Origin of the sequence: Dyadobacter koreensis, from assembly GCF_900108855.1 — a bacterium.
GTDB lineage: Bacteria > Bacteroidota > Bacteroidia > Cytophagales > Spirosomataceae > Dyadobacter > Dyadobacter koreensis.
In genome coordinates, this window is record NZ_FNXY01000001.1 from 1,090,420 (window position 1) to 1,115,007 (window position 24,588).

The following is a 24,588-nucleotide window of genomic DNA, read 5'->3' on the forward strand; positions in this document are numbered from 1 at the left end:
AGATTTATTTAAATTTATAAGCGGTATAATCGACCAAAAACCGAAGTGCGAAAATGCTGCCCGTATCGCGGTTGGTAAGCCATACTTTGCCTTTCCTGAACCTGGTCCGTGTTTCCAGTACAGCTCCTCTCAGGTTGGGATCAGGATGGTCGCTTGCATATCTGTTTTGCAGCAGCCAGTTTGCCGATTTTTCAATGTTGGCATCAAACTGTTTGTATCCATTTTGTGAAAGCTGTATCCAGACAATTCCTGCCAGCGCCGCAGCTGATCCTGTCACAGATCCTTTGTCGGGCTGTCTGCCATTCAGATAATTGTCGTAAAACATAGTACCGTCTTTTTGCTGCGCTTTGGCAAAAACTTCTGCTGTACGTGCGGCTGCATCCAGGTATTTTTTGTCGCCGGTTAATTTGAATGCCTCAATCAGCGATTCGGCATACCAAAGTGGAAAACGCGGATGAAATGATCTTTCCTGAACAGAATTGGGCATAAAACTCATCCAGACACCTTCCGGCCCCTGTTTCTCGATCAGGCTGTTGCAAAGATTGATGAACGCATCTTTGAACTTTTTGTCTCCCGAAAACTCAAATGCATCCTTGAACAACCAACCTTCGGTATTTGGGCGCGAGACGTCAAAGAGCTCCTGCTTTTGCTTTGACTTCCAGAAAGGACTGTATTCTTTAAGCACTTCACCCGTTTTAGCATCTACATTATCGTAGCAAACTCCCTTTTCAGGATCGTACATGTTTTTCATCATCCAGTAGGCTGCAGACGTGGCGACCTTGGCATACTTCGGATTTTTGGTCACCCTTGACAATTCATAAATTCCGGGGGTTCCGTCCGAAACGGTTGCAAAGACAATAAAATCTTCTCCGATGGAATCCCCATGCCGGGCATCGACCATTCCCTTCAAAACAGGATGATCTTTAATTTCCAGTCCTGCCCACCAATCACCTCCCCTTGTTGCAGCGGTCAGATATTTTTTATTACCTGTCTGTTTATAGGCAGCCAGCAGCGCATTCACCGCCTGACCCGTGTGCCAGGGAACTTCGTAATCGTACCATTTCCCCTCGGTCATGTTGTAGTCGCATTTGGATTTACCCTCCGCATCCATCATCACTTCGGAAACATATTTTGCGATCTGATCGATAGCCAGTACCACATCCTGCTTTTTTGCCTGAGCCCTGGCCACAGATCCTGTGAGAACCAGCAACATCCAAAGCGATAAATAAAAAATCCGGTTACTCCGCATCATACGTTTTGTTTTTAGAATTTGTCTGATATTTATGTTTACTGTTTACAACCTCCACGCCCTGACCAAGCCGCATACTGAAACGCCAGGGAGCATTGGTTTTTCCAGGTACTTTTAGCAGAAAAAGATGGTTTCCTTTACCCAAAGCGAGTGTGATTTTTTGCTCTTCTGAACCCGCTTTCTGGCCTGAAATGACCGCTACTTTTTTACCGTCACTGAAAACCTCAGTGCCGTTTGCTGCGTTAACAAATGCTTCGGTCACCTCTTTTCCGGTGACATTTAGTGTACAATATGCGTAAGCCGTGGCAGGTGTTTTTTTTTCAAAATACTCATTGAGGTCAATCATTCCTCCGCTTTTGGAAGCGAATTTATGCCAGCGGTAATTCTTACCTTTGTAAGTTGCAATGCCCCCGGGAATGGGTGGTTTGTCGTATTCTTCATTTTCCGAATACATAAATGACGGAATGGTCGCGTTTGTTTCTGCCGGAAAAGGCCCTGTTAAAAGCCAGTACTGGAAATAAGTATATGGCGTTTCATAGATGGATAAACCAATCTGATCGGCGTCGGGCAATTGGAGTTTACCGGCAGCCGACAAAGCAGAATTTTTTAATACATTCTCCAGATCACCAAGTTCCCTGATTTTGGTATCGTATGGAGCCATGACCACATCCAGCCAATACTCCTGGTTTTCAGCTCTCCAAAGCTGACGGAAACTATTTTGAAGTGAGACATATCTTTCTTTAAGTTGTTTTAAAGAATCGGCAGACTGAATCAGTAAATTCCTGGCCTGTTCCAAACGAGTGCCATTTATTCTGCCCGCTTCCCGGTAAACAGCTGCCTGAGTGGCCAGAAGCTGACGGGAATCCATCATGATCTGATACTGAGCTATCGTGTGCGCCAGCGTACTGATATCGCCTGTATTGAATTTGGCTGAACTGACAGCAAGCAAATCAGAGGCCTGGTTAAGAATCTTTTTTGCCGCCGGTACATCCGTGTTGTTCAGCCACAATTGTTTTCCTTTACCTGGAACCATTTGCTGATGCCATAACAGATCATTCAGGTTGTAAGTCAGCGCCAGACTTCGCAGCTCCATCAACTTAAAGACCGCTTTTACATAATTGGTATTGTCCGATCCATAGGCAGTTCTACTGTATCTTGAATCAAATGTTTTTTCATTTGCAGTTTTTAGGTTCCAGCTCTTTTCTGCCGCCGCGTATACTCCATACCAGTCTCCGGAAAAAAGATATGCACCGCCATCGTCCCAGAGCGTGGTGAATGCACCGGTTGCGCCACTGGCTTTTCCTGCCTGCATAAAACCTTTGATGTTGGATTTGGCCATGACCAAATCGGGAAACATCCGGTAAGAATTCAGCACACCCGGACAAACCATAAATTCGAGTCCGCGGTTGGCAAATGGTTTGATCCATTTATCATAATTATTATTTGATCCATATTCCCAGGTCAGGTAAACCACGTCTTTTGGGAGCATGTCAGGGATCTTGTCGTATTGGATGGCCACATCTCCCCAGAGCATCATTTTTTTATTGTGACGCTTTAAAATGTCATACAGAAAATTGAGATGGTCCGCATAGAACCGGGCCGCACCGATGCTGTCAATGTATGCTTTTGATTTCCCCTTGTTCAGATCGAAGGTTTCGTCGCAATTCACATTAAACCAGGGCGCGTTAAATGCATCGCAAAGTTCGCCGATCACATCTGTCAGAAATTGTTTTGCTTTGGGATCCAAAGGCGAGATCAACGAGCCGGTCTCTCCCATGGAACTGTATTGAGGCAGCGCAAGTATTTTCTCAAAATGACCGAAAGACTGAAAACTACCGATCAGTTTTATGTGAAATTGCTCCGCGTAAGCCGATAATTCTTTGATCTGCGCAATGGTCAGTTTACCATCTTTTGGAGCAAAATCGGGATGCGACAACGGCTGCACGACATGTTCGATGTAAAAAGAAAGGTAGTTGATCTTCAACTCGGCCATCCTTTCTATCTGCTTTTTGATATAATCCAGCTTTGATATCGGCCCTCTACTGATGTCGTCAAAAATAACCCTGGTTTCAAAAACGGGCCAGTCGGCAATAAATACTTCCCGGTTCCAGCCAGCCCGTGTAAGCTGCCGGAGTGTCTGAAGACCATAAAAAAGCCCCGTCTCCGTATTGGCCGCAATAACGACTTTCCCCTTTTTTGCGCTTAACAGATAACCTTCATTGCCAATGCTGTCATTATAAGTTTGAGCTCTGTTCCAAAATTCGGGCTGCTTTTCTTTTGCTTCGTTAAGAAACAGAAGCTCGACGGTGTTGGATTCTGCCTTTTTAGAATCTTTAATTTCCGGTTTAAATGCTTCCCAGTGTGCCTTCAACCGGACGGATTGTTCAGGGCTCAGATCTGTTGTTTTGAATTCAATATTTGAAGAAAAAACAAAAGAAACAGTTCCCTGGCTCGCAAACTGAGGATGAGGCAGTACCGGCAAACCCCGCACTGCGCTGTCTGCCCGTGATTTCTCCCCGAAACCGGCAACCGGTCCTGGCGATGCTTCAAGCTGCTGATTCAGCACAATAATTTGTAGAATTAAAATGAAAACACTCCTAATCATTTGATTGTCTTTTTAATGTCCGGATAGCTATATCCGATTGTCACACTATTGTTTTGGGAATTCACTTCCGGTCCATCGTATTTAACCAGGACACTGATCTGATGCTTTCCGGGTTTTGGTTTCCAGTTGAAATGAATGGTTTTTACACGCGGATGAAGATCATTCGGCGCTTCAATCACATCAACAGCAGTGCTGTCCGATACAGCCCCATTCGTATTCAGGTAAGCCATCGCGGGAGCCGAAGGTGCATTGCCAATGTTGTGCAGCGCACAATGAATCTTCAACATTCCCGACTGATCGCCAGATTCAGAAATTACAACGTCATTGCGAGAAAGAGCTAAGTCTGGTAACGATTCTGCTTTTTGTTTAATTTCGCTTATTCTGCTCACCCGAACTACGACCTGCGCTCTTGCAGGCAGCGCAATTTTAATCACTCCTACCCTTTCATTGATGGTTACCAACTTTTCTTCGATCTGCTTTTCTGCAACCGTGTCATCATTTTTATCCAGCCCGACATTTACTTTGTATACGCCGGGTGTCAGCATCCAGGTATTCATTTCCACCTGCTTCTGATCGCCGGCATTGCAGAGTGAAACCAGGGCCGAAGTTTTACCACCGTTTCGAACAAAAACGGATACATCCGGGCCTGTGTTTTTCCAGGTAGCCACCAAAGCAGGAAACTCAAATCCTCTGCCGAAATGGCCGGTGTACATGCCCGTCAGCAGGTCACTTCCTCTGACATACACCCGATCCGTAAATTTGACCTCACTGGTCATGAGCGGAAAATTATATCTTAGTGAATTAAGGATCACATCAAAACCTGACAGCATTTCGTTCTGGTTGCCAGTCAGCTGATACCTGTTGTAGGGTGAAGCATGCTGTCTGATCAGATCGTCATACCGGGTTTGGCCGGTCAGTTTGGCCGTCATGGCGAAAATATTGCCGAACGGATTTGCACCTGCCGTTTTATCTTCGCCCCCGCTGATCAGCGTGCTCTTTACCCAGTCCGGCGAGCCCGGTTTGTACTTTTCAGTTGGATTCAGACTGACAGACGCTTTCGTCAAATCGGCCACTTTATTGATCGGGTTCAAAAACGAATCATTACCAGTAATTGCATGCAAGCCGGACAGAAAACTGTACAATTCGCTGATATGCCCCAGATGGTCCCAGTTATAATAGTTATATCTCAGGCCGGGCTCGTACCATTTATCCGAATACCCCCCAATCTTTTCCTGTTCAAAGGAAACAGCCGGTGGAATCATACCCGCAGGCTTGCCATTTTCTTCTCTTGACGCATCTTCCACCCATGCCTGTGCCCACTCGGAAAACTGTTTGATCAACAAAGGATTTTTGTTATACCACGCCGCCCAAAGTCCGGGTAGAAGCGCCCTGGCATTCAATGGAACATCAACTCCGTAAGGTTTTTCGTTCAGTGTTTCAGTCGCAGATAAATAATAAGATTTAAAATGACGGTGCCCGGCTTTTGTAATTCCCGACCAGACCTCACCAAAATTCTGCATGCTGATCATGGCACGCTCCACGTAAGCCGGATCTGCATAACGCACCATAAACATGCCCGTATGCGAATCCCTGAAAAGCTCTGCCGAATGTTCGACGTCGTCTGTTTTCTTGTCATAACCCCGAACCAGTGCGCCACTGTTCCAGATCCCGTCGGCCAGCCGGGTGTAACCGACCCGGGCCAGACTGTCATCGGCACCCAGAATGGCAGGCAGCCACCAGCGGAGCATTTCTACATCATCTGCATATTTTCCTCCCAGCTCACCATTCTCAGACTGGCGGTGCTGTACCCACCAATGGATCACTTTCAACATCCGGGCCATAGCCTCCTGCTGTAAAACTGCCCATTTCGGCGCTCCGGACATATCCGAACCGGTTTTGAACGGATCTTCAATTTTTTCTCCTTTATACATTCTGATCAACCGGTGATTGGGAAACACCTTTGCCAACTGATCGAAATATACCTGTGACTTACTGCCTGGAAGTAATTCAGAATCTTCCTTTGCCAGCCAGTAATGAATTTTTGCAAGCAGGTAAAGTGATTTATAATACAGTGGATCGGCTGGATCAGCAACGATCTGATCCAGTAAGTCAATCGCAGCATACATGCGCTGGATCTGGTTCATTTTTGTCCGGGTGACAGCGAACGACCAGCCGGCCAGCTCATAATATCGCTCGGCTGTTAGGTGTTTTTGCAAAACATTAAGCCGGTTTTGCAGGGCCGTGTTAGCCGGATCTTTAAGTATTTGCACCTTCAAAGCGCCTTCAGATGCCGTCATTTCTCCGGCTTCCGTTTCCGGTATTTTGCAATAACTTCCTTCCTCAATATCAGCAACAGACCTGAATTCGATGCGATACAAACCGACAATGTCAATCTTGCCAATCGATTTTATTTCTACAACAGCTCCGTTTTTTCCAACCGTTATTTTCCGACGAACGGATCTGTAAGGAAGCCGAAACCAGGGTGCTGATATGTTTTCTGTTACAACCTGACCATTGATCCCGATCTTTGCCTGCATCACATCCTGGCCGGGATGCCCTATTGTGATCAACAAAAAATACTCACCCTGCGGGATGTTGGTTTTAAAAATCAGTGTTTTTTCGCCCACAACTCCGTCGCAAAATAAGGTGTCGGCAATTCTGTTATACAACGTATCAAAGGCATATTTTGGCCCGTTGATCCATCCATAACCGCGCTCCTTGCTGAAAATCAAATCGGGATTCACGCCAAGATATCCGCTTTCAACGCGCGAAGATACTGTCCCCATATCATACAGGAAGTTCCCGGCCTGCTTTCCGTTCGCAGAGCAAACGTTGAGCAGACATACAACCAGAAGATATGTGAACCAAACTAACTTCAATGTGTATACGTTTAATAAAATGATATGTTTATTCTACTTTTCCAATGATATTTTTAGATAGCTTATCTTTTTTAATGAAACCGCCAGCAGGGAAATTGTATCCTTTGGCAGATATAAGTCCATTCGAACTTTTTTCCAGAACGACCATTGTCTGCGAGCCCGGATTGGGTTTCACATGGGTATCCAGAATAGAAAAATCGTGGGTATCGGATATAAAAAATGCCGGACGCTGCTCGCCCGTTTTGTAACGCAAGGTAATGCCCGACATTTTTATATCTTTTGCATGACGAACATAAAACCCATAGGCGGGCAAATTTCCAAACATGGTTCCTTCCGGATAGCTGTCTTCCAGCTCTTCTATAATCCTTTCTGCATCGGAATTAAGACCACCTCCGGCAAATTCAACGCTGATATTTCGCAGTGAAAGGTTTTCTATCGGAGCCCTGCCAATGCCCGAAAAAGAACAGCCGGTAATTCCGGCACCGGTAGCAACGACATCGGAAATACTGACATTTCGGATTTTCCCTAATCCCGGCGTACTGGCTGACCCGATATGTTTGCGCGCCCTGTAGCCGAGCCTGACAAACAGCGGAACCTCGGCACCATCGATTACAAGATTGTTTACCGTAATGTTTTCCATAATCCCTCCATCCACCATTTCCATGGCCAATCCGCCGATCCCGGCTGGTTTGCCATAAATGGTTTTAAGTTGTGCAGAGGGTTTAATGACACAGTTTGAGATGGTTATGTTTCGAAAGCCTCCGACGGATTCGGTCCCAAATTTGATTGCACTGCAATGACTGCTAAGCACGCAGTTTGTTATCGTAATGTGTTCGGAAACAAGTGGTGAAGTGCTTTTGATCGTAATCCCATCGTCGTCCGAATCCCCAATGACATTGGAGATGGTCACGTAACTGCAACCGTCAATGTCCATCATATCATTATTTTTATTGGAGTGATTCCAGATTTTAATACCATCAATACGGACGTATTTGCAACCCAGGTAATGCTGCATCCAGAAAGCCGAATTCTGGAGGCGGACGCCCGTAACCGATACATTTTCACATCCAGCAAACCATAAGAGGTACGGTCTGTCTCTATAACGATCCGGCTTTTTCAATGTCGTTGTCACATACGCAGCACCCTGGCCGTCAATCGTTCCCTGGCCCTCGATGGAGACATTTTTCTGACCTTTGCAAAAAATCAAAGCCTGTTTTGCCCAATCCTCCCCGTAAAACCGGATACCGGAATTCTGATAAGGGTAAAACTTCGTATTGGGCTGACCAAGAAGTGTCGCTCCGGATGAGACATGCAGCGTCACGTTGCTTTTCAGAACCAGCGTTCCTGAAAGGTAAATGCCTTTTGGAAAATATACCTTGCCACCCGTGACCGAGCAGGAATCAATCGCCTTTTGAATAAATAGCGTATTGTCCGTGATCCCGTCACCAATCGCACCAGAATGACGGATGTCGTATGTTTGCGCCCACAAATTTGCGGAAATTGCCACCATCAAAGCAAACAAAATACGCGTTTTCAGACGAGAAAAATATTCACCTAAAATATTCATTAACAATGATTTAAACTTTAACTAACAGATTTACCTATAAAACCGCCCCGGCTGGTTGGAGATAATATTCAATCTTTTTATTCAGCCAGCTCGCAGTTTCGCGGTATGCGTCTTCCATGTTCTCAATTCCGGTCTCTGCTCCGCCCACGTCGATGGCAATCCTGCCTTTGTAATTGATCTCTCTGAGAACCGCGAAAAACAAATCCCAGTCGATGTTGCCTTTTCCTGGTGGCAAATGTTCTGTTTTCAGCCCGGAATTATCCGATATGTGTATGTAACTTATTTTATCTCTGAGCCTTACCAAACTCAACGCCAGACTATCGCTGACCAGAAACTGATTGGATGTATCCAGATTAAACTTCAGGTTCGGCGCGTTTACTGCTTGTGAAAAAAGTAAAAAAGAATCTGTCGTGGCCGTCAGACTCCCTTCACAGGGATGAAGGTGATAATCAAGCCCATATTTTGCGGCTATTCCGCACGCTGACCCGTACGTTTTTGCCAACTTGTTCCAATAACTGTTCCAGTCCAGCGAGAACGGCAAATGCAGGCCTGCCATTTGCAAGCCACTGTAATGACGCATGACCGGCATGTCGGACGGATATTTCAGCGGTAAAAGCGGGCCGTTATCCAAAACGCCTTCTGCGCCTAAAAAATGGGCAGTTTGGCAACCTATTTCAAAAAGTTCCAGACATTCCGCCCGCTCCGATGCCGGCAAATCGGCGCCAAGCCGTGGCAATACCACACATAAAACCGGTACAGAACAGCCATACTCCGCCAGCGCATCTTTAACAGCCTTTCTATTTTCAAACAAATATTCAATATTACTCTTCCCGATTGCTTCAAGTTCCAGAGAAGCAAATCCCAGCTGTGCTATTTCCCTGATATGCGCTACCGTATCCTCAACCGGCGGTGGATAACCATATTTCGAGATGATATAAAGATATGCACAGCTAATTTCCATAGAACCCGTTCCAGAATAAAATTTCGAATTTTCGGGCACGTGCCCGATTTTATGTAAATAAAAAAATGGTTCAAAACTTAAAGACTTATTTCGTATTTCCTGCCAGACCCGAATGATACACCGGGCACGTGCACAAATTTAAAATAAAAATAGTACAGACCAAATTATTGACTCTATTTTTAAAGGAAAAAGTCACAAAAATGCTATCAAATGATCATTTGACCAAAAAATATTCAACAAAAATGCCCTTTTACAATGCATATGGGCCTTTTAATACCAATATTCTAATATAAATGTTTACTTCAATTTTTTATTGAAATTTTATAAACAATTGTTTTGATAAATCCCTGTTCAGGTGGAGACACTACTAATTCTAGAGGACATGCTGCAAGTGCGGGATATGGCGCCCAGTAGTTTTTCAAATCCCGGGCAGTGATCAGTTGTTCTCCACCGTTTGTTGTAAAGAGAAAACTCATTTTTGAACCCTTTATGAGGACTGTCGAGTCATTTTCCTGATGAATCTTCGTACCGGGTTCAAGGATAAAAGGTTCTGTGATGGTAACAACGGGAAGGGCGTCGTGATAGGTAAGTGTTATTTTCTTCTCTATGTGGTTGTCCGCAAAGGTGTAGTCAATGCCGTAAGCCACTCCACCATTTATCCAGTTTCTGTTTTTAAGCTCACCTTTTGCTTCTACCTTAAACTGATCATTTTTAGACTCGCTTGCCACTAACCGCGCGTCAAATTCAAACAGATTGGTGAAATAGCCCAATGAATCGGTGTACGAAATCCGGGGAGTCAGACTTTTGACACCAGGCGCTTCGGGAAAGCTCATTGGTTCCGGCCGCGAGTATTCGGTTACGCTGGAAGCCTGCAAAGCGCCATATCCTTCCGCCCACAAATACGAAACAGTGCCACCATCGGGACGAAACATATACTTGCTTTTGGCACCAGCCATCTGATCTTTATAGCGATAGCCGGTCACGGTGGCCATGAAGTTTTTGGTTCTTACCTGTACCACATCAAGATTTGCAAAGTATTTGATCCATCCTTGTTTTTCGGAAGGCAGCGCAGCATAGGACCTGGTTTCGCTGGTTTCCGCCTGATAAGCGAGTGCGAGATTTTTTGCTTTGGTAAAAGTGGGATAAATGCAGGGTACAGCTTTGAGCACATTCATATGATGCGGTCCATATCCTACCAGGCCACCTGGAGTTATATTCTTTCTGAGAAACAAAAGATTCTTATAGGATGCGGTGGCGTAACGTTCGTCTTCTTTGGCATAAAGTGAGAACAAGGCCTGGCAGCCATCGGAAGTGGCTCCTCCGTAAAGGGTCCATTTGTTGGAGCGGACGCCCCAGGAGTTATCAAGCGATCCATCAGGATAGATAAAATACAAATGCGCTTTAAGTGCATGGCGTACGCGGTTGTTAACCAGGGTATCGCCCGTTATCCTGGCGTAGAGTCCGAGGCCCCATAGTGACATTTCCATTTCATAACCCAGATCTACTCCCGATTTAGCCCCTACCCCCCTGCCGCCTTCTCCATTGATAAATCCGTATTCATCCATTTTGGAAACGGTTCTTCTCGCCATTTCATGAGCCTTATCACCATAACGTGGTACGCCTGTGATTTCCTGCGCCTTAGCAAGCGTGGCGGTAGTTGTTGCAACGTAATTGATGCTGGCAAATTCCGGTTTCATTACCTGGCACAGATAATCTGCGGCTCTCCTGGATGCTTCCATCCATTGTGTTTTTTCTTTATCACTTAGTTTACCGGCAATGATCTCATACGACAGCAGCAGCATTAAGAGCTGGTCGGTGGTAGTGCCTGTCCACTCCTCGGGTGTTTCTTTCCAGCTTCCATTTAATTCCTGCTCACCGATCAACCAGAATGCGGCGTCTTTTGCAGCTTTCAAATAACGCGTCTGTCCGGTGATTCTGTAGGCAACCGCAAAAGGATAAGCGGCCTCCGCTGCTCTGGTATGCAGGACGTTACAATTTTTACAAACCAATGCTCCGCAGTCGGCATGAGCTGACGGACTGATCTGAAGATCCAGTAATGTATTTGTGAGATCAAGTAAGGTAGAAGCATATTCCTTTTTGATTTGAATCGGCTGGGAGATTGCTGTTGTTGACACACAAAGCAGAGCAAATATCCCAAAAATACCAGCGTATTTCATACAATGATAGTTTAAGCGACCCTTGCATAAATCAAAATAGGGCACGTGCACGAAATTAATGAAAATAAATGCGAAACTGCTTAATTTCTATAATACCTGTAATTTGCACTCGTAATGATATCGATCGGTATCAGGTAATCTTCCTTGACGACAGTGGAAAACACCAGAAACTGGAATAACGTCATGACGCTCCGGTAACCTTGTTCCTGGGGCTTTTCACACAGGAGAAAATCGATAATTCCCTTTTTGAGAAATTCAATATTACTATCAAGATAATCGTATCCGATCAAAATGATGTCGTTCCTGCCAATCGATTCCAACCATTTTGCCACAAGCGAAACACGAGAATTAGTTACATAAATTACACCCACATGATATTCCTCTTGGAGCAACTCATTAAGCTTTCCGGCAACGGCGGGGTAACTGGTATCGGTTGTATTCAAGGATACAAGCAGGTCTTCGGATAATTTCTCCTTAAAATAGGCTAGGAACCCTTCCTCTTTGCGCAGAATTGCTACGTTGTTTTCAATTTCTCTGGCAATGTTAACAATCATTACTTTCTGCTTTTCCTTTAGACAATAATGTACCAGTTGAGCGGACAGATAACCACTGTCAAAAAGCTCAGGCCCGATATAACACAGTCTTTGCTGACCCGGAATATCTGAATTCATTAAAACGCAGGGAATCTTTTTTGCTTTGCAGTAGCTAAGTAGTGCAATAGATTCCGTTTCGAATGTTGGTGTAATCAATACTCCGTCAGGCTTATTCTCCATGATCAGACGTACCTGCTCAGCAAAAACGGCCTGCTCGTTTTGATCGAAAAAATAGTAGTCTACCTGTAAACCATATTGTTTGATTTCTGTTTCGGCTTTATTTATCCCTTCCAGAGGTGCTTTCCAATACTCGGTTTCCTGTGATATATCAGGCAAGAGCACAGCAAGGCGAAGAATCCCTCTGGATGTCAAGGCCAGTCGCTGAGCTAAAACATTGGGCTGGTATTCAAGTTCCTCTATAATCGCATTGATACGATTCTTTGTTTTTAATGATACTCCCGGCCTGTTGTGAATCACCCTGTCAACTGTTGCCCTGGATACCTTCGCCCTTCTTGCAATTTCCTTCACTCCTGAAAGCAAGCTATCTTCTTTTTCTTCCACAATGATTTCAGTATAAATGAATGTCAAATATAAACAATCAGGTGAAACGTTGAAGAAATTCTCAGAAGATTCGCGCAAAAACCACAAGATTTGATAGTTTAAATCTTAACGGATATGTTGGCTTAAAACTAATTAATTTTGCTTAGCCAAATAAATTGTGCGTCTTATCTAAACTGCACTCTGTCCGGTTCAGAAAGGTTCAGATTTGTCTTTAACCCATCTCGATCTCCCTGTTCAAAAAGACCGGAAACAACAGAAAAAGATTTATTGTTACAAGTGTGCGTGTAGTCCAGATTTCCCAGGATTACACCGCCCGATATACGGGCACCATTGGAATTAAAATACATAAACCGGCCAAGAGCTTCGCCGCTGGTCATGTCAGTTTTTGTATTTTTATAAACAAGATCCGCACGGCGTGACTGAGACCGGTAACCTCTGTTAAATCCGGTAGAGAAAAGATATTTAGCATTGGACGTAAATGATACCGCGCTTTTGATCGTATAACTGTACCGGACAAAACTTCTTTCTCCGATCGACGGAAAGGACGTAAAAACATTATTGATGGTCGTACTCGCATCACCGTAACTAATCGGTATTCGGATAGATAGTGCCGTCTGATACCAATTTGTTGAATAACGCATCGGTTTATAAGGTTGTGAAAGCGAACGTTAGAATGCGAACAATGGGCATATTTAAAAGGTCATCGCTCGGGAAACAAATACTCTTGTTAAAAGGGCAAATCATCATCATCATCATCGGGCATATCAAAAGGCATAAACGCTTCGTCTTTCTCTGTTGCCATTTGTGTCAATTTCCTTACCATATATGTTGAATGACCTGCAGCCAAGGTTACAAGCAGCTCTGCTTCGTCAAATTCAGAATCGCGGGCTTCTTTCAAATGACGACCCTGTTCTGATGAGTAACCCCATGCTTTTTCAATCTTAATGTCCAAAGGTGGCGGAATGGTCCCTTTGTATTTTTTTATCAGTTCACCAAGTGTCGCTTTTTTATCATTGGCAGCTTCACGACTAATGCATTCCAAACAAGCTAAGCTGTGTTGGATCGCGCCAGATTATATTAGCGTAAGGCTTTCTCGATAAGTCAGCTATGGCTTCTTTAATTTCATTTCGTGCAGTATGCTTCCCAGCCGCTAATACGGTCTCCGCTTTCTTTAAGTTGAACTCGAACGATTCATCACTACATAAGATAATCTGACCATTTTATAATTTCCATCCGATTCCAGATACTTTGAAATAGTCATTCATCTCAGATTCCTCTCTCTGGTTTACAATTTACCGGCTCGAGGTATGCAGTATATCGCAGTTCAGCTAATTTTAAATAGAGCTGAATCCGATCCGTCAATTACAAAGATTTTCGACTTAGTTGTGATTAAACCTTTCTTCTAAAATACGGGAAACTCCCCATTCATAGTTGGGTGATTTCCCCGTGTATCCGCCCCGAATATCGTTATACTTTTACTATCACAAAGCATGGCTATAATTATGAACAAAAAAGTGATTACACCCAAGCCTAGTTCAAAAATTCACCTAAATTATTAATCAAAATGGAAGCAGAAAAAGAATTTTCTTTTGACGACATGGTCAGATTAAATAGTGAGTTGGAAGGAAGCGACTTACTAAAAGATCATAGCGAAGGTATTACTGCATTAAATCTTCCAATAATCCCCCAGTTGTGCCCATTGTATAGAAAAATTCGACCATTTCTTGCAGGAATTCTGGCGATTCCATTTATTCCGGGAAATATCAAAGCGGCTGTTAGGGCTCTGATGAGTATTCTCGACACGCTTTGTCCGTAAAATTGAGAAAATCAGGCCGTTGACTTATTAATCAGTTAACGGCCTACTGGTAGGGTTTCGATTTAGCAATAGAAAACTTATAAAATTGCTATTTACTCCCATCGTAAATTCTGCCACTGATAGTAACGGTTAAGGTACTTCATAAATTCCGATCTGAATGGCTTTTATTACCATTCCAACCCGACTTTTTACGTCTAATTTTTCGAAAACAGATTCTCGATACCCGTCGACGGTTCTAGGACTAACACACATCTTGTCCGCTATCTGACTATACGTTAATTCGCTACAGGCTAGTTTTACAAAAGAGATTTCCCTTTCATTAAGTCGTGGAGAACCGTAGCTATTATCCAGTACGTTCGGATTTACATTATTTATGAGATGACTAGCAACATATCCGGAATAATAATATCCTTGGCTAACGACAGCGTCCATGGCATGCTTGAGTTCATGAGGCTTACAACCTTTCAGCAAATAGCCAATCGCTCCACACTTTAACATACGTATTATTGACTCTTCCTTGTCGCTCATGGACAAGGCCAGTACTTTTACTGATGGATAGTGTGTTTTCAGCCATTCGCAAACCATAAAACCATCCATAATCGGCATGTGAATATCCAATAGGACGATATCTGGTATCAAGTCATAATGAATCTTTTGAGTAAGCTCCTGCCCTGAATAAGCTTCAAAAAGAACTTCGTATGTATCAAATTTCTGGATCAGCCCTGATAAAGCCTGGGCCATTAATTCATGATCGTCAACAATAACAACAGAAGTGGCCATATTTCAGAGCGATTAGGTTATCTAGGGAGTTTTATGATGATTAATGTTCCTTTGCCAGGTGCAGAGTCTATGGCAAAACTAGCGTGAATAAGTTCAGCTCTCCGCTGCACATTTCGTAAACCTGCCCCAGAGTTAAGAATCGATTTACTCTTTTGCTCTGGTGTAAATCCCTGTCCATTATCTTTTAGTTGAAATTCCAGTGAATTTTTATGATAATGCAATTGTAGAGTAATCTGAGATGCAACTGCATGTTTCAAGCAATTATTGAGAAGTTCTTGAAAAATCCGAAATAAAATAATATCTTTTTCGTATCCCAACGAATATTTCTCTCCTTCCGTGATAAATTCAGTAAAGTACTTATTCGTCTTCTTTATACGGTTAAGTTCCTGAATCATACTATCTTCAAGACCAAAATCTTTTACGAAGTCGCCATCAAAGCTTTTAGTAAGAGAACGAATATCAGAAATAACACTTCCGATGATGTCATTCGTCTGCGTTATATATGGCTGCGCGTCTGTATCTTTTTGAATATCCTCTAAAATATTGAGATTTATCTTAGCAACTGATAGAAGCTGACCAATATTGTCATGCAACTCCTGAGCTATTTGCTGCAAAGTACTATTTTGAACTTCTATTTGAGAGAGTAATATTTCCTGTGCATACTTTGCATGAAGCTGTGCTTTCTCCGTCTGGTGTTGTAAATGACGGCGTTGGAAAATAAAGAAGAATGTGAGTAAAAATACAAGTAAAAGCAGTATTAGGATCGTTCCTGCAACTACAATTACAACTGATTCCGATATTTTGTCTGGCATATAAACCCATAGGTAACAAGTCCGTAGAAGATACAGTTTAATAAGTGGTTTATGACATACAGTTGCCTTGCCAGCTCGGGGCTGTAGCGGTAAATACTATTTGTGAAACCCATCTGAAAAAAAGATCCCGCGTAAAAAAATACGATTCCAGTACAGATCCAGAAGTTCGGATTTTTTTCCAATCTGAACTCTTGAATATTTTGAAAAAGCTGAGAAAAATAAAGAAAGCTCCATACAGTTAACAGTAGTGCCGCGCTCAAAAAAACATACACATTAAACAAGCGGGTGTTGTCAACCATGTGAAAAATCGTCAGCAAATTAATAAAAATGATACAGTAAATACTTGCATTTATGATGCGTTTCCATTGAACCGATCTGACGATATGTAAGAAGAATTTGGCTAAAAAAAAATATTCAAAGATTTGATAAATGTGAAAAATTATAGACGCGGTGCGATGCAAAACTTTTAAAAAGTACAAACCAATACTTTCTACAATGACCGTTGTCAAAACCAGAAAAAAAATCGGTATTAAGCTTTCCGGTAAATCTCTTAAATAGAAAAGACCTACCAGAAAGCACAGAGTTAATATAATAAGATAAAAATATAGTGACATTTAAATCTATTCAATTGGACAACAAGCAGTTCCATGGTCATAAGCGCCTGGATCATCCTCACGAAATTGTCTGTCGATATCCACCCGTGCATCTGTAAACGTAACACTAAGTGTTGCCTGCCCACGTATAGAATCATCAAGGATGAAATAAGCAAAAATATCTTGGTTTAAGATGTCTATTTTAGCAAAGACTTCTTTCATCTCCACAGAAATTAGGTGAGCCCGCCCCTCTCTGTCTTTTTTAAATTCGCCCCCTGGAAAGCCTCCAAGAATTTCTCTTCTTCTTTTATAGTTTTCGTGCAAAGGTTTAAAAGCCGCCTCGCTAATTTTATCACCGTTAACAAGATAAAACGTGTCAGCAATAAGTACGTCTTGCCCTCCTTCTACTTTTCTCTTTATTGCGAAAGCAATGGTCAAATTCTTGAATAGATTATCAGCGGTGTCGCAATAGTATTGTGCTACCATGTAGTCTCCTATTTCAGCTCGCTTGATTAAATCACAAATAAATTCTGTGTTAATTGAAATTTCATTTAGGTCTGCGGAATAATCTACTCCGGTATCGACGGGTAATCGATGGTAGCGATCTACTAATTGTCTACGGAAGTTTTTTAAATCTGCAAGTGAAATCTGCCTCCAGTCGGTTAGAAAAACGATTTTTTCTAAGACGGATTCTGAAATTAAAAACGGCATAATGATAGATGTTTAAGGTTATGAACAGACAAAATTATTTCTATCTGGGTAACTTATAAATGAGGATTTCCCCCTTTTTACTTAGGGAAAAATACCCTCTCCGGCATTTGCACGACATCCAATTCACATCGTTTAAATAAATGTTCAGTTACACATTTAAATGAATTGCACTCTGTTCGCTACACTTGAATGACTATTTCCACCAAGACGCTTTAATAGATTCAGTTTTCAATAAGTATGAAATGGAGAAATACAAGCTAACCATCTTATCGATTTAGTCGTTTTTAAAGTTTACTGTATTCCAGTTAGGGAAAATCCAATCGAAGTCGATCAAATGTGCTAAATTATCAGTCTGTTTATTATCTGGGTTAGACCTTAAATATTTCCCATTTCCGCCATTAACTACTTTCACTGTTTCCCCAACATTCCATCTTGCTGAATTATAATTCCATACCCAAGTGGTTACCGAATTCCCAAGTTTTTCCAGTAGATCTTTGGCCTCGGCTTTTGTGACTTTTTTGGCACGTGTAGCTGAGCCACTACTAGATGTGTGAAATGCATAATGTGTGATTACATTTTCGGAATTTTTTCAAACTCCAGAAATTCGGTATACGGCCATATCTATTTATTTTAGTTGTTTAACGAATTATTCAATGGTCGTATTCCTCCTATAAATGTCAACAAAGTTAATTACCCAAAAGACGGCATTAAATATAAAAATAATCATTTTCAACCAACAACCACTTAATAATTCGTTAAACAACCAAATTCCCAAAAGATAAATCTCCAAATCAAACTTGTATGGTTTGGTATTGTTAGAATGCCATCGAAACAATATGTACAATCTTCGAAACGGTTTTATTTTCAACAGCTTTAAAGATATTGCTTATCTTCTCGAATAGCTGTATAGAGATAAGATCAAAGTACGATTAAGATTTTATCTTGATAGCGATTTGTAACTATCACGTACATTAGGTAAGCAGAGCCGAATCCGTCTTAACAATTCGTCGTAGTGCCTGTTCTTAACCTGCAATAAATGTGATGTATGAACTGTCATTAGATCGCAACCATAAGGCAATAAGTGTCGCCGAATTGTCCACACCAACAGCCATCGTTGAATCTTTTCAAGGCCGAAAATTTTGTGTTAACCAGTTAAATAAAATTATATTATCTGAATTTTAATATTCCTTTTGATGAAGCATTTGTTCACTTTTTATCAAATTAAATTCGTGATTTTTAAAAGAACTCTGCTTTAAATCCATTAAAGCGCTTGGTACAAATTACTTACTATCAATAACTTATCACAGGTTTCTGAAAAGAGGGTCGAAATTCCTTTTTAATATTAAATACATAGTTATTTAGCAGCTACACGGGCTTGAAATATACTCCTTATCTCCAAGTAGCAAGTTATTTGCGTATGTTTTAGAATGTGTTAAACGTCTGCTGTGATCGGTCATATATAATTCTGATAGCAATAAACCCGATGATTATCCCTTCATTGTATTTCATGATAAGGTTTAGTATTTGGATTTATTTTTCTGGATGATCAAATGCGTGAAGGCCGGATCTTCCAGGATACGTTCAAACTCGCTGTCTGCGATGCTTTGCACGTCCTGACGAATCTCATCAAAATTCCTGTTAACCATATTTTCATCCAGAGTTCTAACTTCAGGGATCGGGACATAGGCCTGCTGTTCCGCTGCAAGCTGCTTATGATCGTTGATTATTTCAGCATGAAATGTTTTCAGTTCGATTTTCTCATCAGGGTTATCAGCCACCATGCCTACAAATTCACCAGCACTCAGCGATGCGATCTTAGAGGCCGGCACTGCCATATCAAGCTGCTTTGAGCGGCTGATCGAGGTGTCCGTCCGGTTGATCGAGTAGCTTGTGCGGTCCTGCATAATTTTCCCAAAGCGCTCCGAAAGCTGTTTCGCGGTATCGCCTGTCACCTGACCGCAGATAATATTGCCGGTAATACTTGCAATCACATCAGCCTGCTCTTTTCCGTAGTCTTTTCTTAATTGGGAAAAATCCTGCAGCCCAAGGGTAATTGCAACTTTATTGGAGCGCGCCGTGGCGATCAGATTATCAATGCCGCTCAGGTAGATCGTAGGAAATTCATCAAAGATCAGTGAGCTTTTAAGTTTGCCTTTTTTATTGACGATCTTGACCAGACGGTTTACATAAAGCGATAAAACCGACCCGTAAATCTGGATTTTCTGCGGGTTGTTTCCTACGCAGAGAATCTTGGGCTCAGCCGGATTATTAATATCGAGCGTAAAATCATTCCCTGAGAGCACATAATAAAGCTGAGGTGAAGCAAGCCTTGCCAGCGCAATTTTTGCAGAGGCGATCTGCCCTTCCAGCTGTTCCATTGCATCATTCAGATAAGCCGTTATAAAGGGGTTGATCAGCACCTCGATTTCTTTTTCAGTGCGAAGCAGCGTAAAAAGCTTATCATAATCCAGCTGCATAATTTCGATTACATGCGGCAATGTGCAGAAAATTCCATTCTGATATTTCCGGAGGTACCAGATCACCGCAGTCAGAAAATTGATAGGCGATTCAACAAAAAAATCACCCTGCTTTTTTATCCATTCTCTGTTTAGTCCCAATAGGATCGTGCGTGCTGATTCGGCTGCATCGGTAATGTCCTGCATCGCGGCAGCTTCCAGTGGATTACACCTGTGGGAGCGGCTCAGATCATCGAAGTTGATGGTATAAAACTTAGGTGCTACGGGGTAATTAGCCCTTGATTTCAGCCACCAGTTATAGGCGATCAGTGAAAGATCATCATATTTAAAATCATAAATGAAGGCTGAAAACCCTTTGCTGATATGCTGTGAAATAATGTGACGAATGACAAAATAAGACTTTCCTGAGCCGGGCGACCCCAAAACAAGAAGGCCCCTGAACGGATTAATAATATTGATCCAGCTAGCCCGGTGCTTGTTTTTCAGCTGGTAGCGCGCAGACAGATTTACCGAGTACTCGTTGGTTAGAAGCCTTTGCTCTTGCGGGAAAGTCTCGTTTTCTTCGTTGAAAATATCCTGGCTGTTTATCCGCAGCGTGATCACGCGTGAGATCAGCGTTCCGCCTGCGATCAACAAAGTAAAACCCAGCGAAGTAATGATGATATAACACGCGGCAAGTGCTTCCGCGCTGAATGTCCAGTCGAAAATAAGGTAGCCGGCAAAGTAAAGGAAGAGGCCTGTGCCGGTATAATACAGTCCGGTTTTCATCCTTAGCCCTTCCTTTTTTTTCCCTTTTACACCCAGCAGTGAAATGCCAAGAAAACAGAGTGCAATCAGTTTTGCTTTATGAAACGGAATGAAAAGCCCGGTCCGCACCAGGTTATCAAGCAGCTTATTACCCAAAGGGCTTACCAGCTTCCAGGACTCAAATGCGCTGTAACACCCGTAATAAAAATGAAGGGCAAGCACAGTGATCGCGATCAGCCGGCTCATATCCAGTATCTTTGAAAGCGCCTGCTGGTTTTCTGAGGTTTGCATAAAAATAGGTTTAAAATGTGATCACTACCTGGCAGCTTTTCGCTTCTTTTTTCTTTTACGCCGAAGCTGCCAGGGAACATAACCAGGATCTGAAACCGGTAGCATCAGCGCTTCCCACAGGTTTTTATCAGCGGTGCTACCCGTTGGACTGTCTGTTAAACCTTGATCTACTGGCTTTGAAAAGCCCGCTGTGACTACTGGCTCATGCGGGTATTTCTGCTTTGATTTTGGCGCGGATTCCGGCACCTTTTTTTCCCGTTCAGGTTTTAGCTGACACCTTTCCTGGACCGCTTTTGCGCTGTAATTTTTGCCCAGATAGCTGCCGTTGTAGACGCACTTTGTCTGCATGTCGATGTAGGTAAGCCCGTACACAAGGCCCTTCCCGCTTTTTCTTTCCACCAGCCGCACACCTTTTTTTGCAAGGGCCCTGCCAAGGCTTTCCAGCGAATGTGTCTGATTTAAAAGTGCCAGATCTACCGCGTTTTTCACGCGCGATTTTTGCCTGCAACGTTCGGGCTCAGCGGCTGCAAATCTTTTTTCCAACGCCTTTAAAGTAGGTTTGAAATAGAATGCACTGGCCTTTACAGGCACCCCGGTTTTCGCTCCGTCCTTGTCAAGAACCCTGTAAACAAGGCCTCGATGTTTATAAATTCTCGAATCCTGGCTGCCTGCTTCCGCGGTTACATTGTATTGTCCTAATACCGCGTTCAGCTCAGCGAGCGAGCTGTAATGATAGCTTGGAATTACGGATTGAAGCACTATTCCTATTGCTTTTTTGGTCTCTGCTTCCCCGTAACGTACTGCTTTCAAATCCACTGGTTTCAGCTCAGTTTTGACAGGGTTCTGCCGCTGGGCAGGCATTAGACCATACTCTTTTTCCAGCGCCTTCCGGGCTTTTTCAGACTGATTTCTTCCGATATTATGAAGATTAATCGCTGAACCGTCCGCTCTTATTGTGGTGGTCACCAGGTGCACATGCGGATGGCCGCTGTCATGGTGCTCATACAAAAGATAAGGCTGGTTTTGAAAGCCGATTTTAGCCAGGTAACTGCCGGCAATTGCTTTAAGTTTGTCAGAAGACAGCTTCTCATCGGGCGAAAAATTAAGTGAGACATGAAGCGTATTGACCTTAACGCGCCCATTCAAAGCATTGCGAGAGGCGAGCCTGGAAAGCTTGCTTTGAAAGCTGAGCTGCTTAGCGCTCTGAAGAAAATAGCCTGCATCCAGAAGGGTTGCCACCCCTTCTGTGACCTTCCGCTCGTTGTATTTTAGCGCAGAGCGGAGTGAGCTTCCGGCATGGATGACCGCTACCATTTTTCTGCCACCTCAGCGATCAGGCCGGCCGCTTTCTCCACGCTTCGAAGCAATGTTCTGCGGTCGAGCTCATAACCAATCAGCCAGTGTTCAAACTCCTTGATTTTACTGAGCATATGCAGCTTTTTGACGGCCTGATTAAAGTTGTTGCCTGCCGCGGAAAGCTCCGCTTTCAACTGGGCAAGCTCCTCAGTGATCTGGTCAAGTGAAGCGTTCCGGTAGTTTCCTACCAGCAGCTGGCCGAGCAGTTTTCGCCTGGTAAAATCGCTCAGTTTGCGGCAGGTTGTCGCATGAAACTGCTGCTGAATTTTATCAAATTCCTGCTGATTCAGCCTCACGTGCAGCCACTTGTTTCTTCTCTTTTCTTTCATCTCCTCTGTCTATTTCACATGTCTAACAAAACATCATTTTCTATGCTGCCGCCTGCGAGTTCCGAGTAAAGGGCGGCCATGGCCCCGGCCAGGCAAGATCCCGGGGGATTACCATTTTACGGGGACCGTAAAAAAAGGTGATACAACGGTACATCTTGCCGACCACGGTAAAGCAGGTGGTCTTAAGCTTTTTTGAAAGTTCAGAATTATTAAAAAAAATTGACCTGCTAACGCTCAAAAAAACACCTTCCTTATATCAAGCCTACTGTTAAAAGCTTCGGCTTGTGATACAAAGCTATAAGCAGAAGTTTAAAATACGTTGACCCTTTTAAATTCTAAATAGGTAAAGCCTCCCCGGCCCCATTCAAATTGATGGATTCCCCGCTTGACATGAGTAGATTCGTCCATTTTGAAAGCACAATAAAATCGTTATTTTAATACCCTCCATTAAATCCATTTCTGCGGGCATCACCGGCAAGTCTGATAAAATAATAAATGCTGCTTATTATAGTCGGCAATTCCTACCCTTTCATTTTTTAAATGGGTGATATTGAAAGCGGGATTTTAGTTTTGGAAAGTTTATTTTTCAATTATCCAAACGATTTTTTATGGCAACAACAACTGATATTTCGCTGATATATGAAACCCTTCTTTGTTCACCGGGCATGAGCGAGCAAATAAAGGTAGATCTTCGCGTCTCACGAAAATCACTGCTTTTTCTGGCAGCCTGTGTTGAAAATGAGTTAAGTGGCAAAAACGATCCGGGCTTAGGCCTGGTAGGTTATTTTGGCGAGCAGACAGTGAAAGAACTTGAAAAACTTGTTTCCGACTCGCTGTCCAAGGCTGATCTTTCGGCGCTCAACGAAAAGCTTAAAGGGTTAAGCTAGGGCCACATCAGCGAGATAAGACCATCTTTTTGCAATCCTGGACTTGGCACCGCTTTACGCAAAGCTTTGTGGCTTAACATTCCGCTATCAAGGATGGTGCTTAAGCGAATGGCCGGTCGGCTTTTTAGCTTTGGATTAGAAGCTGCGTTGATACTTGTTTTGCAGGGTACAGGCAATTTATCAGTTCGGCGAAAAGCGGCATAAAAAAGGCACCGGTGCGTTCACCGGTGCCTTGCCAGCAAGGCCCGAACTTTAAATCAGTCCTTCCATGGCAAAGGAAAGGTAGCCTTCACTGCTCACAATCAGATGGTCCAGCACGGGTACATCTAAAATATCACCGGCATTTTTGATCTGGTCGGTCAGATTTTTATCTGCCTGACTGGCCACCAGCTGTCCTGAAGGATGGTTGTGGGCCAGTATAAGGGCTGAGGCATTCGCTTTCAAGGCTGCGGCAAAGATCATTCTTACATCGACGACTACACTTGTCAATCCTCCTTTGGCAACTTCATAAATGCCCAGCACCCGGTTCGCCCGGCTAATGAGCATTATTTTGAATACTTCACGAAACTCAATTTCATCCGGGTTCCAGCTTTCGATCAAAACACGGTAAGCTTGGTGCGCCCCTTTTATTTTCGGCCGTTCACTGGCTTTCACTTTATTTTTGTAGATCAGCTCTATTTCAGAAGCAATCAGGTAATCCGGTTTTTTGACAAGGCTTTCCATAACTACGCTTTTTAGTTTAAAAATTAATTACGGTGCCCTGTATGGCGTTAAGCCGGTAAGTAAGGAGAAGCAACGGAATAAAGGAGAGCCTTTCGCGCGCTGGCCTTCCGCGTTTATGCCGGAATTTCACCGCACTTCCACCGGTTTGGCCGCCTAACTTGCAGGGGAATTAGTGATCGTACTTTACTTCGATACCACTTTTTCCATGGCTTAGTAGAGCATGCTTTATCTTTTTGCAATGCTCTCCCGAATGAAACCATGCCTTATCCCCGGTGAAAAACACCTACCTAACGACCGCCGATCCCGGGGATACACCGCTTTCGCCCCAAAGGGGGCGCGAATCTCTGTTCACCGGCCAAGGAGCCCCAAAGCGAATCAGCCTATCAAATAATACACAGTAACAAAAGGGATCATAAACTGGAGACCCAGAAAAACAACCGCTTGATCAGTGCTATAAAAAGGCCATGACCATAG

18 protein-coding genes and 1 pseudogene are annotated in these 24,588 nt (G+C 43.2%); 2 read left to right on the forward strand and 17 right to left on the reverse strand.

The genetic code is table 11. The features are described 5' to 3' along the window. Positions 1-4: 4 nt before the first annotated feature. The 9 genes from BMY70_RS04480 to BMY70_RS04520 form a co-directional block, all read right to left on the reverse strand. Positions 5-1,252 (reverse strand): glycoside hydrolase family protein, encoded by a 1,248-nt coding sequence (locus tag BMY70_RS04480; protein WP_090332392.1) that lies wholly within the window; start codon positions 1,250-1,252, stop codon positions 5-7. After that, positions 1,239-3,854: a glycoside hydrolase family 20 zincin-like fold domain-containing protein gene (locus tag BMY70_RS04485; protein WP_090332395.1), complete on the reverse strand. Its 2,616-nt coding sequence runs from the start codon at positions 3,852-3,854 to the stop codon at positions 1,239-1,241. The genes BMY70_RS04480 and BMY70_RS04485 overlap by 14 nt, the downstream gene beginning before the upstream one ends. Continuing rightward, a complete protein-coding gene (locus BMY70_RS04490; protein ID WP_143072052.1) occupies positions 3,851-6,733 on the reverse strand; it encodes a hypothetical protein in 2,883 nt (960 codons plus the stop codon). The genes BMY70_RS04485 and BMY70_RS04490 overlap by 4 nt, the downstream gene beginning before the upstream one ends. Positions 6,734-6,761: 28 nt before the next feature. Continuing rightward, positions 6,762-8,300 carry a glycoside hydrolase family 28 protein gene (locus BMY70_RS04495; protein WP_229209478.1) on the reverse strand — a complete coding sequence of 513 codons (1,539 nt, stop codon included), beginning with the start codon at positions 8,298-8,300 and terminating at the stop codon, positions 6,762-6,764. 34 nt (positions 8,301-8,334) lie between these two features. Further along, complete coding sequence (locus BMY70_RS04500) at positions 8,335-9,261, reverse strand: sugar phosphate isomerase/epimerase family protein (RefSeq protein ID WP_143072053.1); 927 nt, start codon at positions 9,259-9,261, stop codon at positions 8,335-8,337. 302 nt (positions 9,262-9,563) lie between these two features. Continuing rightward, the gene (locus BMY70_RS04505) at positions 9,564-11,438 is read right to left on the reverse strand and encodes an ulvan lysase-like protein (RefSeq protein ID WP_090332401.1); all 1,875 of its coding nucleotides are present in this window, start codon (positions 11,436-11,438) and stop codon (positions 9,564-9,566) included. Positions 11,439-11,518: 80 nt separating this feature from the next. Continuing rightward, positions 11,519-12,592 carry a LacI family DNA-binding transcriptional regulator gene (locus tag BMY70_RS04510; protein WP_218148571.1) on the reverse strand — a complete coding sequence of 358 codons (1,074 nt, stop codon included), beginning with the start codon at positions 12,590-12,592 and terminating at the stop codon, positions 11,519-11,521. A gap of 164 nt (positions 12,593-12,756) precedes the next feature. Beyond that, positions 12,757-13,233 carry a hypothetical protein gene (locus tag BMY70_RS04515; protein WP_090332404.1) on the reverse strand — a complete coding sequence of 159 codons (477 nt, stop codon included), beginning with the start codon at positions 13,231-13,233 and terminating at the stop codon, positions 12,757-12,759. Between the two features lie 86 nt (positions 13,234-13,319). Further along, on the reverse strand, positions 13,320-13,634 hold the full coding sequence (locus BMY70_RS04520) for a hypothetical protein (RefSeq protein WP_090332406.1): 315 nt from the start codon (positions 13,632-13,634) through the stop codon (positions 13,320-13,322). Between the two features lie 522 nt (positions 13,635-14,156). Here BMY70_RS04520 and BMY70_RS04525 point away from each other — a divergent pair. Then, positions 14,157-14,408: a hypothetical protein gene (locus tag BMY70_RS04525; protein WP_090332409.1), complete on the forward strand. Its 252-nt coding sequence runs from the start codon at positions 14,157-14,159 to the stop codon at positions 14,406-14,408. 129 nt (positions 14,409-14,537) lie between these two features. On the opposite strand, the gene BMY70_RS04530 is transcribed toward BMY70_RS04525, so the two are convergent. The 7 genes and pseudogenes from BMY70_RS04530 to BMY70_RS04565 all read right to left on the reverse strand — a co-directional run bounded on the left by BMY70_RS04530 (position 14,538) and on the right by BMY70_RS04565 (position 22,504). After that, positions 14,538-15,188 carry a response regulator transcription factor gene (locus BMY70_RS04530; RefSeq protein WP_090332411.1) on the reverse strand — a complete coding sequence of 217 codons (651 nt, stop codon included), beginning with the start codon at positions 15,186-15,188 and terminating at the stop codon, positions 14,538-14,540. A gap of 17 nt (positions 15,189-15,205) precedes the next feature. Next, the gene (locus BMY70_RS04535) at positions 15,206-16,000 is read right to left on the reverse strand and encodes a sensor histidine kinase (protein ID WP_090332413.1); all 795 of its coding nucleotides are present in this window, start codon (positions 15,998-16,000) and stop codon (positions 15,206-15,208) included. A gap of 620 nt (positions 16,001-16,620) precedes the next feature. After that, positions 16,621-17,304 carry a hypothetical protein gene (locus BMY70_RS04545; protein WP_090332418.1) on the reverse strand — a complete coding sequence of 228 codons (684 nt, stop codon included), beginning with the start codon at positions 17,302-17,304 and terminating at the stop codon, positions 16,621-16,623. Between the two features lie 274 nt (positions 17,305-17,578). Continuing rightward, positions 17,579-17,878, reverse strand: a pseudogene (locus BMY70_RS31645) (DUF3892 domain-containing protein); the annotation flags it as partial. Positions 17,879-18,821: 943 nt separating this feature from the next. Continuing rightward, positions 18,822-20,819 carry a conjugal transfer protein MobC gene (mobC, locus tag BMY70_RS04555; protein ID WP_090332423.1) on the reverse strand — a complete coding sequence of 666 codons (1,998 nt, stop codon included), beginning with the start codon at positions 20,817-20,819 and terminating at the stop codon, positions 18,822-18,824. 24 nt (positions 20,820-20,843) lie between these two features. Next, positions 20,844-22,133, reverse strand: coding sequence for a relaxase/mobilization nuclease domain-containing protein (locus BMY70_RS04560; RefSeq protein WP_090332427.1), 1,290 nt, complete (start codon positions 22,131-22,133; stop codon positions 20,844-20,846). Then, on the reverse strand, positions 22,127-22,504 hold the full coding sequence (locus BMY70_RS04565; protein ID WP_090332429.1) for a plasmid mobilization protein: 378 nt from the start codon (positions 22,502-22,504) through the stop codon (positions 22,127-22,129). Before BMY70_RS04565 ends, BMY70_RS04560 begins: the two co-directional genes overlap by 7 nt. 608 nt (positions 22,505-23,112) lie before the next feature. Between BMY70_RS04565 and BMY70_RS04570 the strand changes: the two genes are divergently transcribed. Further along, positions 23,113-23,391 (forward strand): hypothetical protein, encoded by a 279-nt coding sequence (locus BMY70_RS04570; RefSeq protein WP_090332431.1) that lies wholly within the window; start codon positions 23,113-23,115, stop codon positions 23,389-23,391. A gap of 252 nt (positions 23,392-23,643) precedes the next feature. On the opposite strand, the gene BMY70_RS04575 is transcribed toward BMY70_RS04570, so the two are convergent. After that, positions 23,644-24,114 (reverse strand): JAB domain-containing protein, encoded by a 471-nt coding sequence (locus BMY70_RS04575; RefSeq protein ID WP_090332434.1) that lies wholly within the window; start codon positions 24,112-24,114, stop codon positions 23,644-23,646. Positions 24,115-24,588 lie beyond the last annotated feature (474 nt).

What these genes read in the sequence shown, in the direction of transcription:
- BMY70_RS04480 (WP_090332392.1), bottom strand. Translation starts at nt 1,252, where the DNA reads ATGATGCGGAGTAACCGGATTTTTTATTTATCGCTTTGGATGTTGCTG.
- BMY70_RS04485 (WP_090332395.1), bottom strand. Translation starts at nt 3,854, where the DNA reads ATGATTAGGAGTGTTTTCATTTTAATTCTACAAATTATTGTGCTGAAT.
- BMY70_RS04495 (WP_229209478.1), bottom strand. Translation starts at nt 8,300, where the DNA reads ATGAATATTTTAGGTGAATATTTTTCTCGTCTGAAAACGCGTATTTTG.
- BMY70_RS04500 (WP_143072053.1), bottom strand. Translation starts at nt 9,261, where the DNA reads ATGGAAATTAGCTGTGCATATCTTTATATCATCTCGAAATATGGTTAT.
- BMY70_RS04505 (WP_090332401.1), bottom strand. Translation starts at nt 11,438, where the DNA reads ATGAAATACGCTGGTATTTTTGGGATATTTGCTCTGCTTTGTGTGTCA.
- BMY70_RS04515 (WP_090332404.1), bottom strand. Translation starts at nt 13,233, where the DNA reads ATGCGTTATTCAACAAATTGGTATCAGACGGCACTATCTATCCGAATA.
- BMY70_RS04525 (WP_090332409.1), top strand. Translation starts at nt 14,157, where the DNA reads ATGGAAGCAGAAAAAGAATTTTCTTTTGACGACATGGTCAGATTAAAT.
- BMY70_RS04530 (WP_090332411.1), bottom strand. Translation starts at nt 15,188, where the DNA reads ATGGCCACTTCTGTTGTTATTGTTGACGATCATGAATTAATGGCCCAG.
- BMY70_RS04535 (WP_090332413.1), bottom strand. Translation starts at nt 16,000, where the DNA reads ATGCCAGACAAAATATCGGAATCAGTTGTAATTGTAGTTGCAGGAACG.
- BMY70_RS04545 (WP_090332418.1), bottom strand. Translation starts at nt 17,304, where the DNA reads ATGCCGTTTTTAATTTCAGAATCCGTCTTAGAAAAAATCGTTTTTCTA.
- mobC (WP_090332423.1), bottom strand. Translation starts at nt 20,819, where the DNA reads ATGCAAACCTCAGAAAACCAGCAGGCGCTTTCAAAGATACTGGATATG.
- BMY70_RS04560 (WP_090332427.1), bottom strand. Translation starts at nt 22,133, where the DNA reads ATGGTAGCGGTCATCCATGCCGGAAGCTCACTCCGCTCTGCGCTAAAA.
- BMY70_RS04565 (WP_090332429.1), bottom strand. Translation starts at nt 22,504, where the DNA reads ATGAAAGAAAAGAGAAGAAACAAGTGGCTGCACGTGAGGCTGAATCAG.
- BMY70_RS04570 (WP_090332431.1), top strand. Translation starts at nt 23,113, where the DNA reads ATGGCAACAACAACTGATATTTCGCTGATATATGAAACCCTTCTTTGT.
- BMY70_RS04575 (WP_090332434.1), bottom strand. Translation starts at nt 24,114, where the DNA reads ATGGAAAGCCTTGTCAAAAAACCGGATTACCTGATTGCTTCTGAAATA.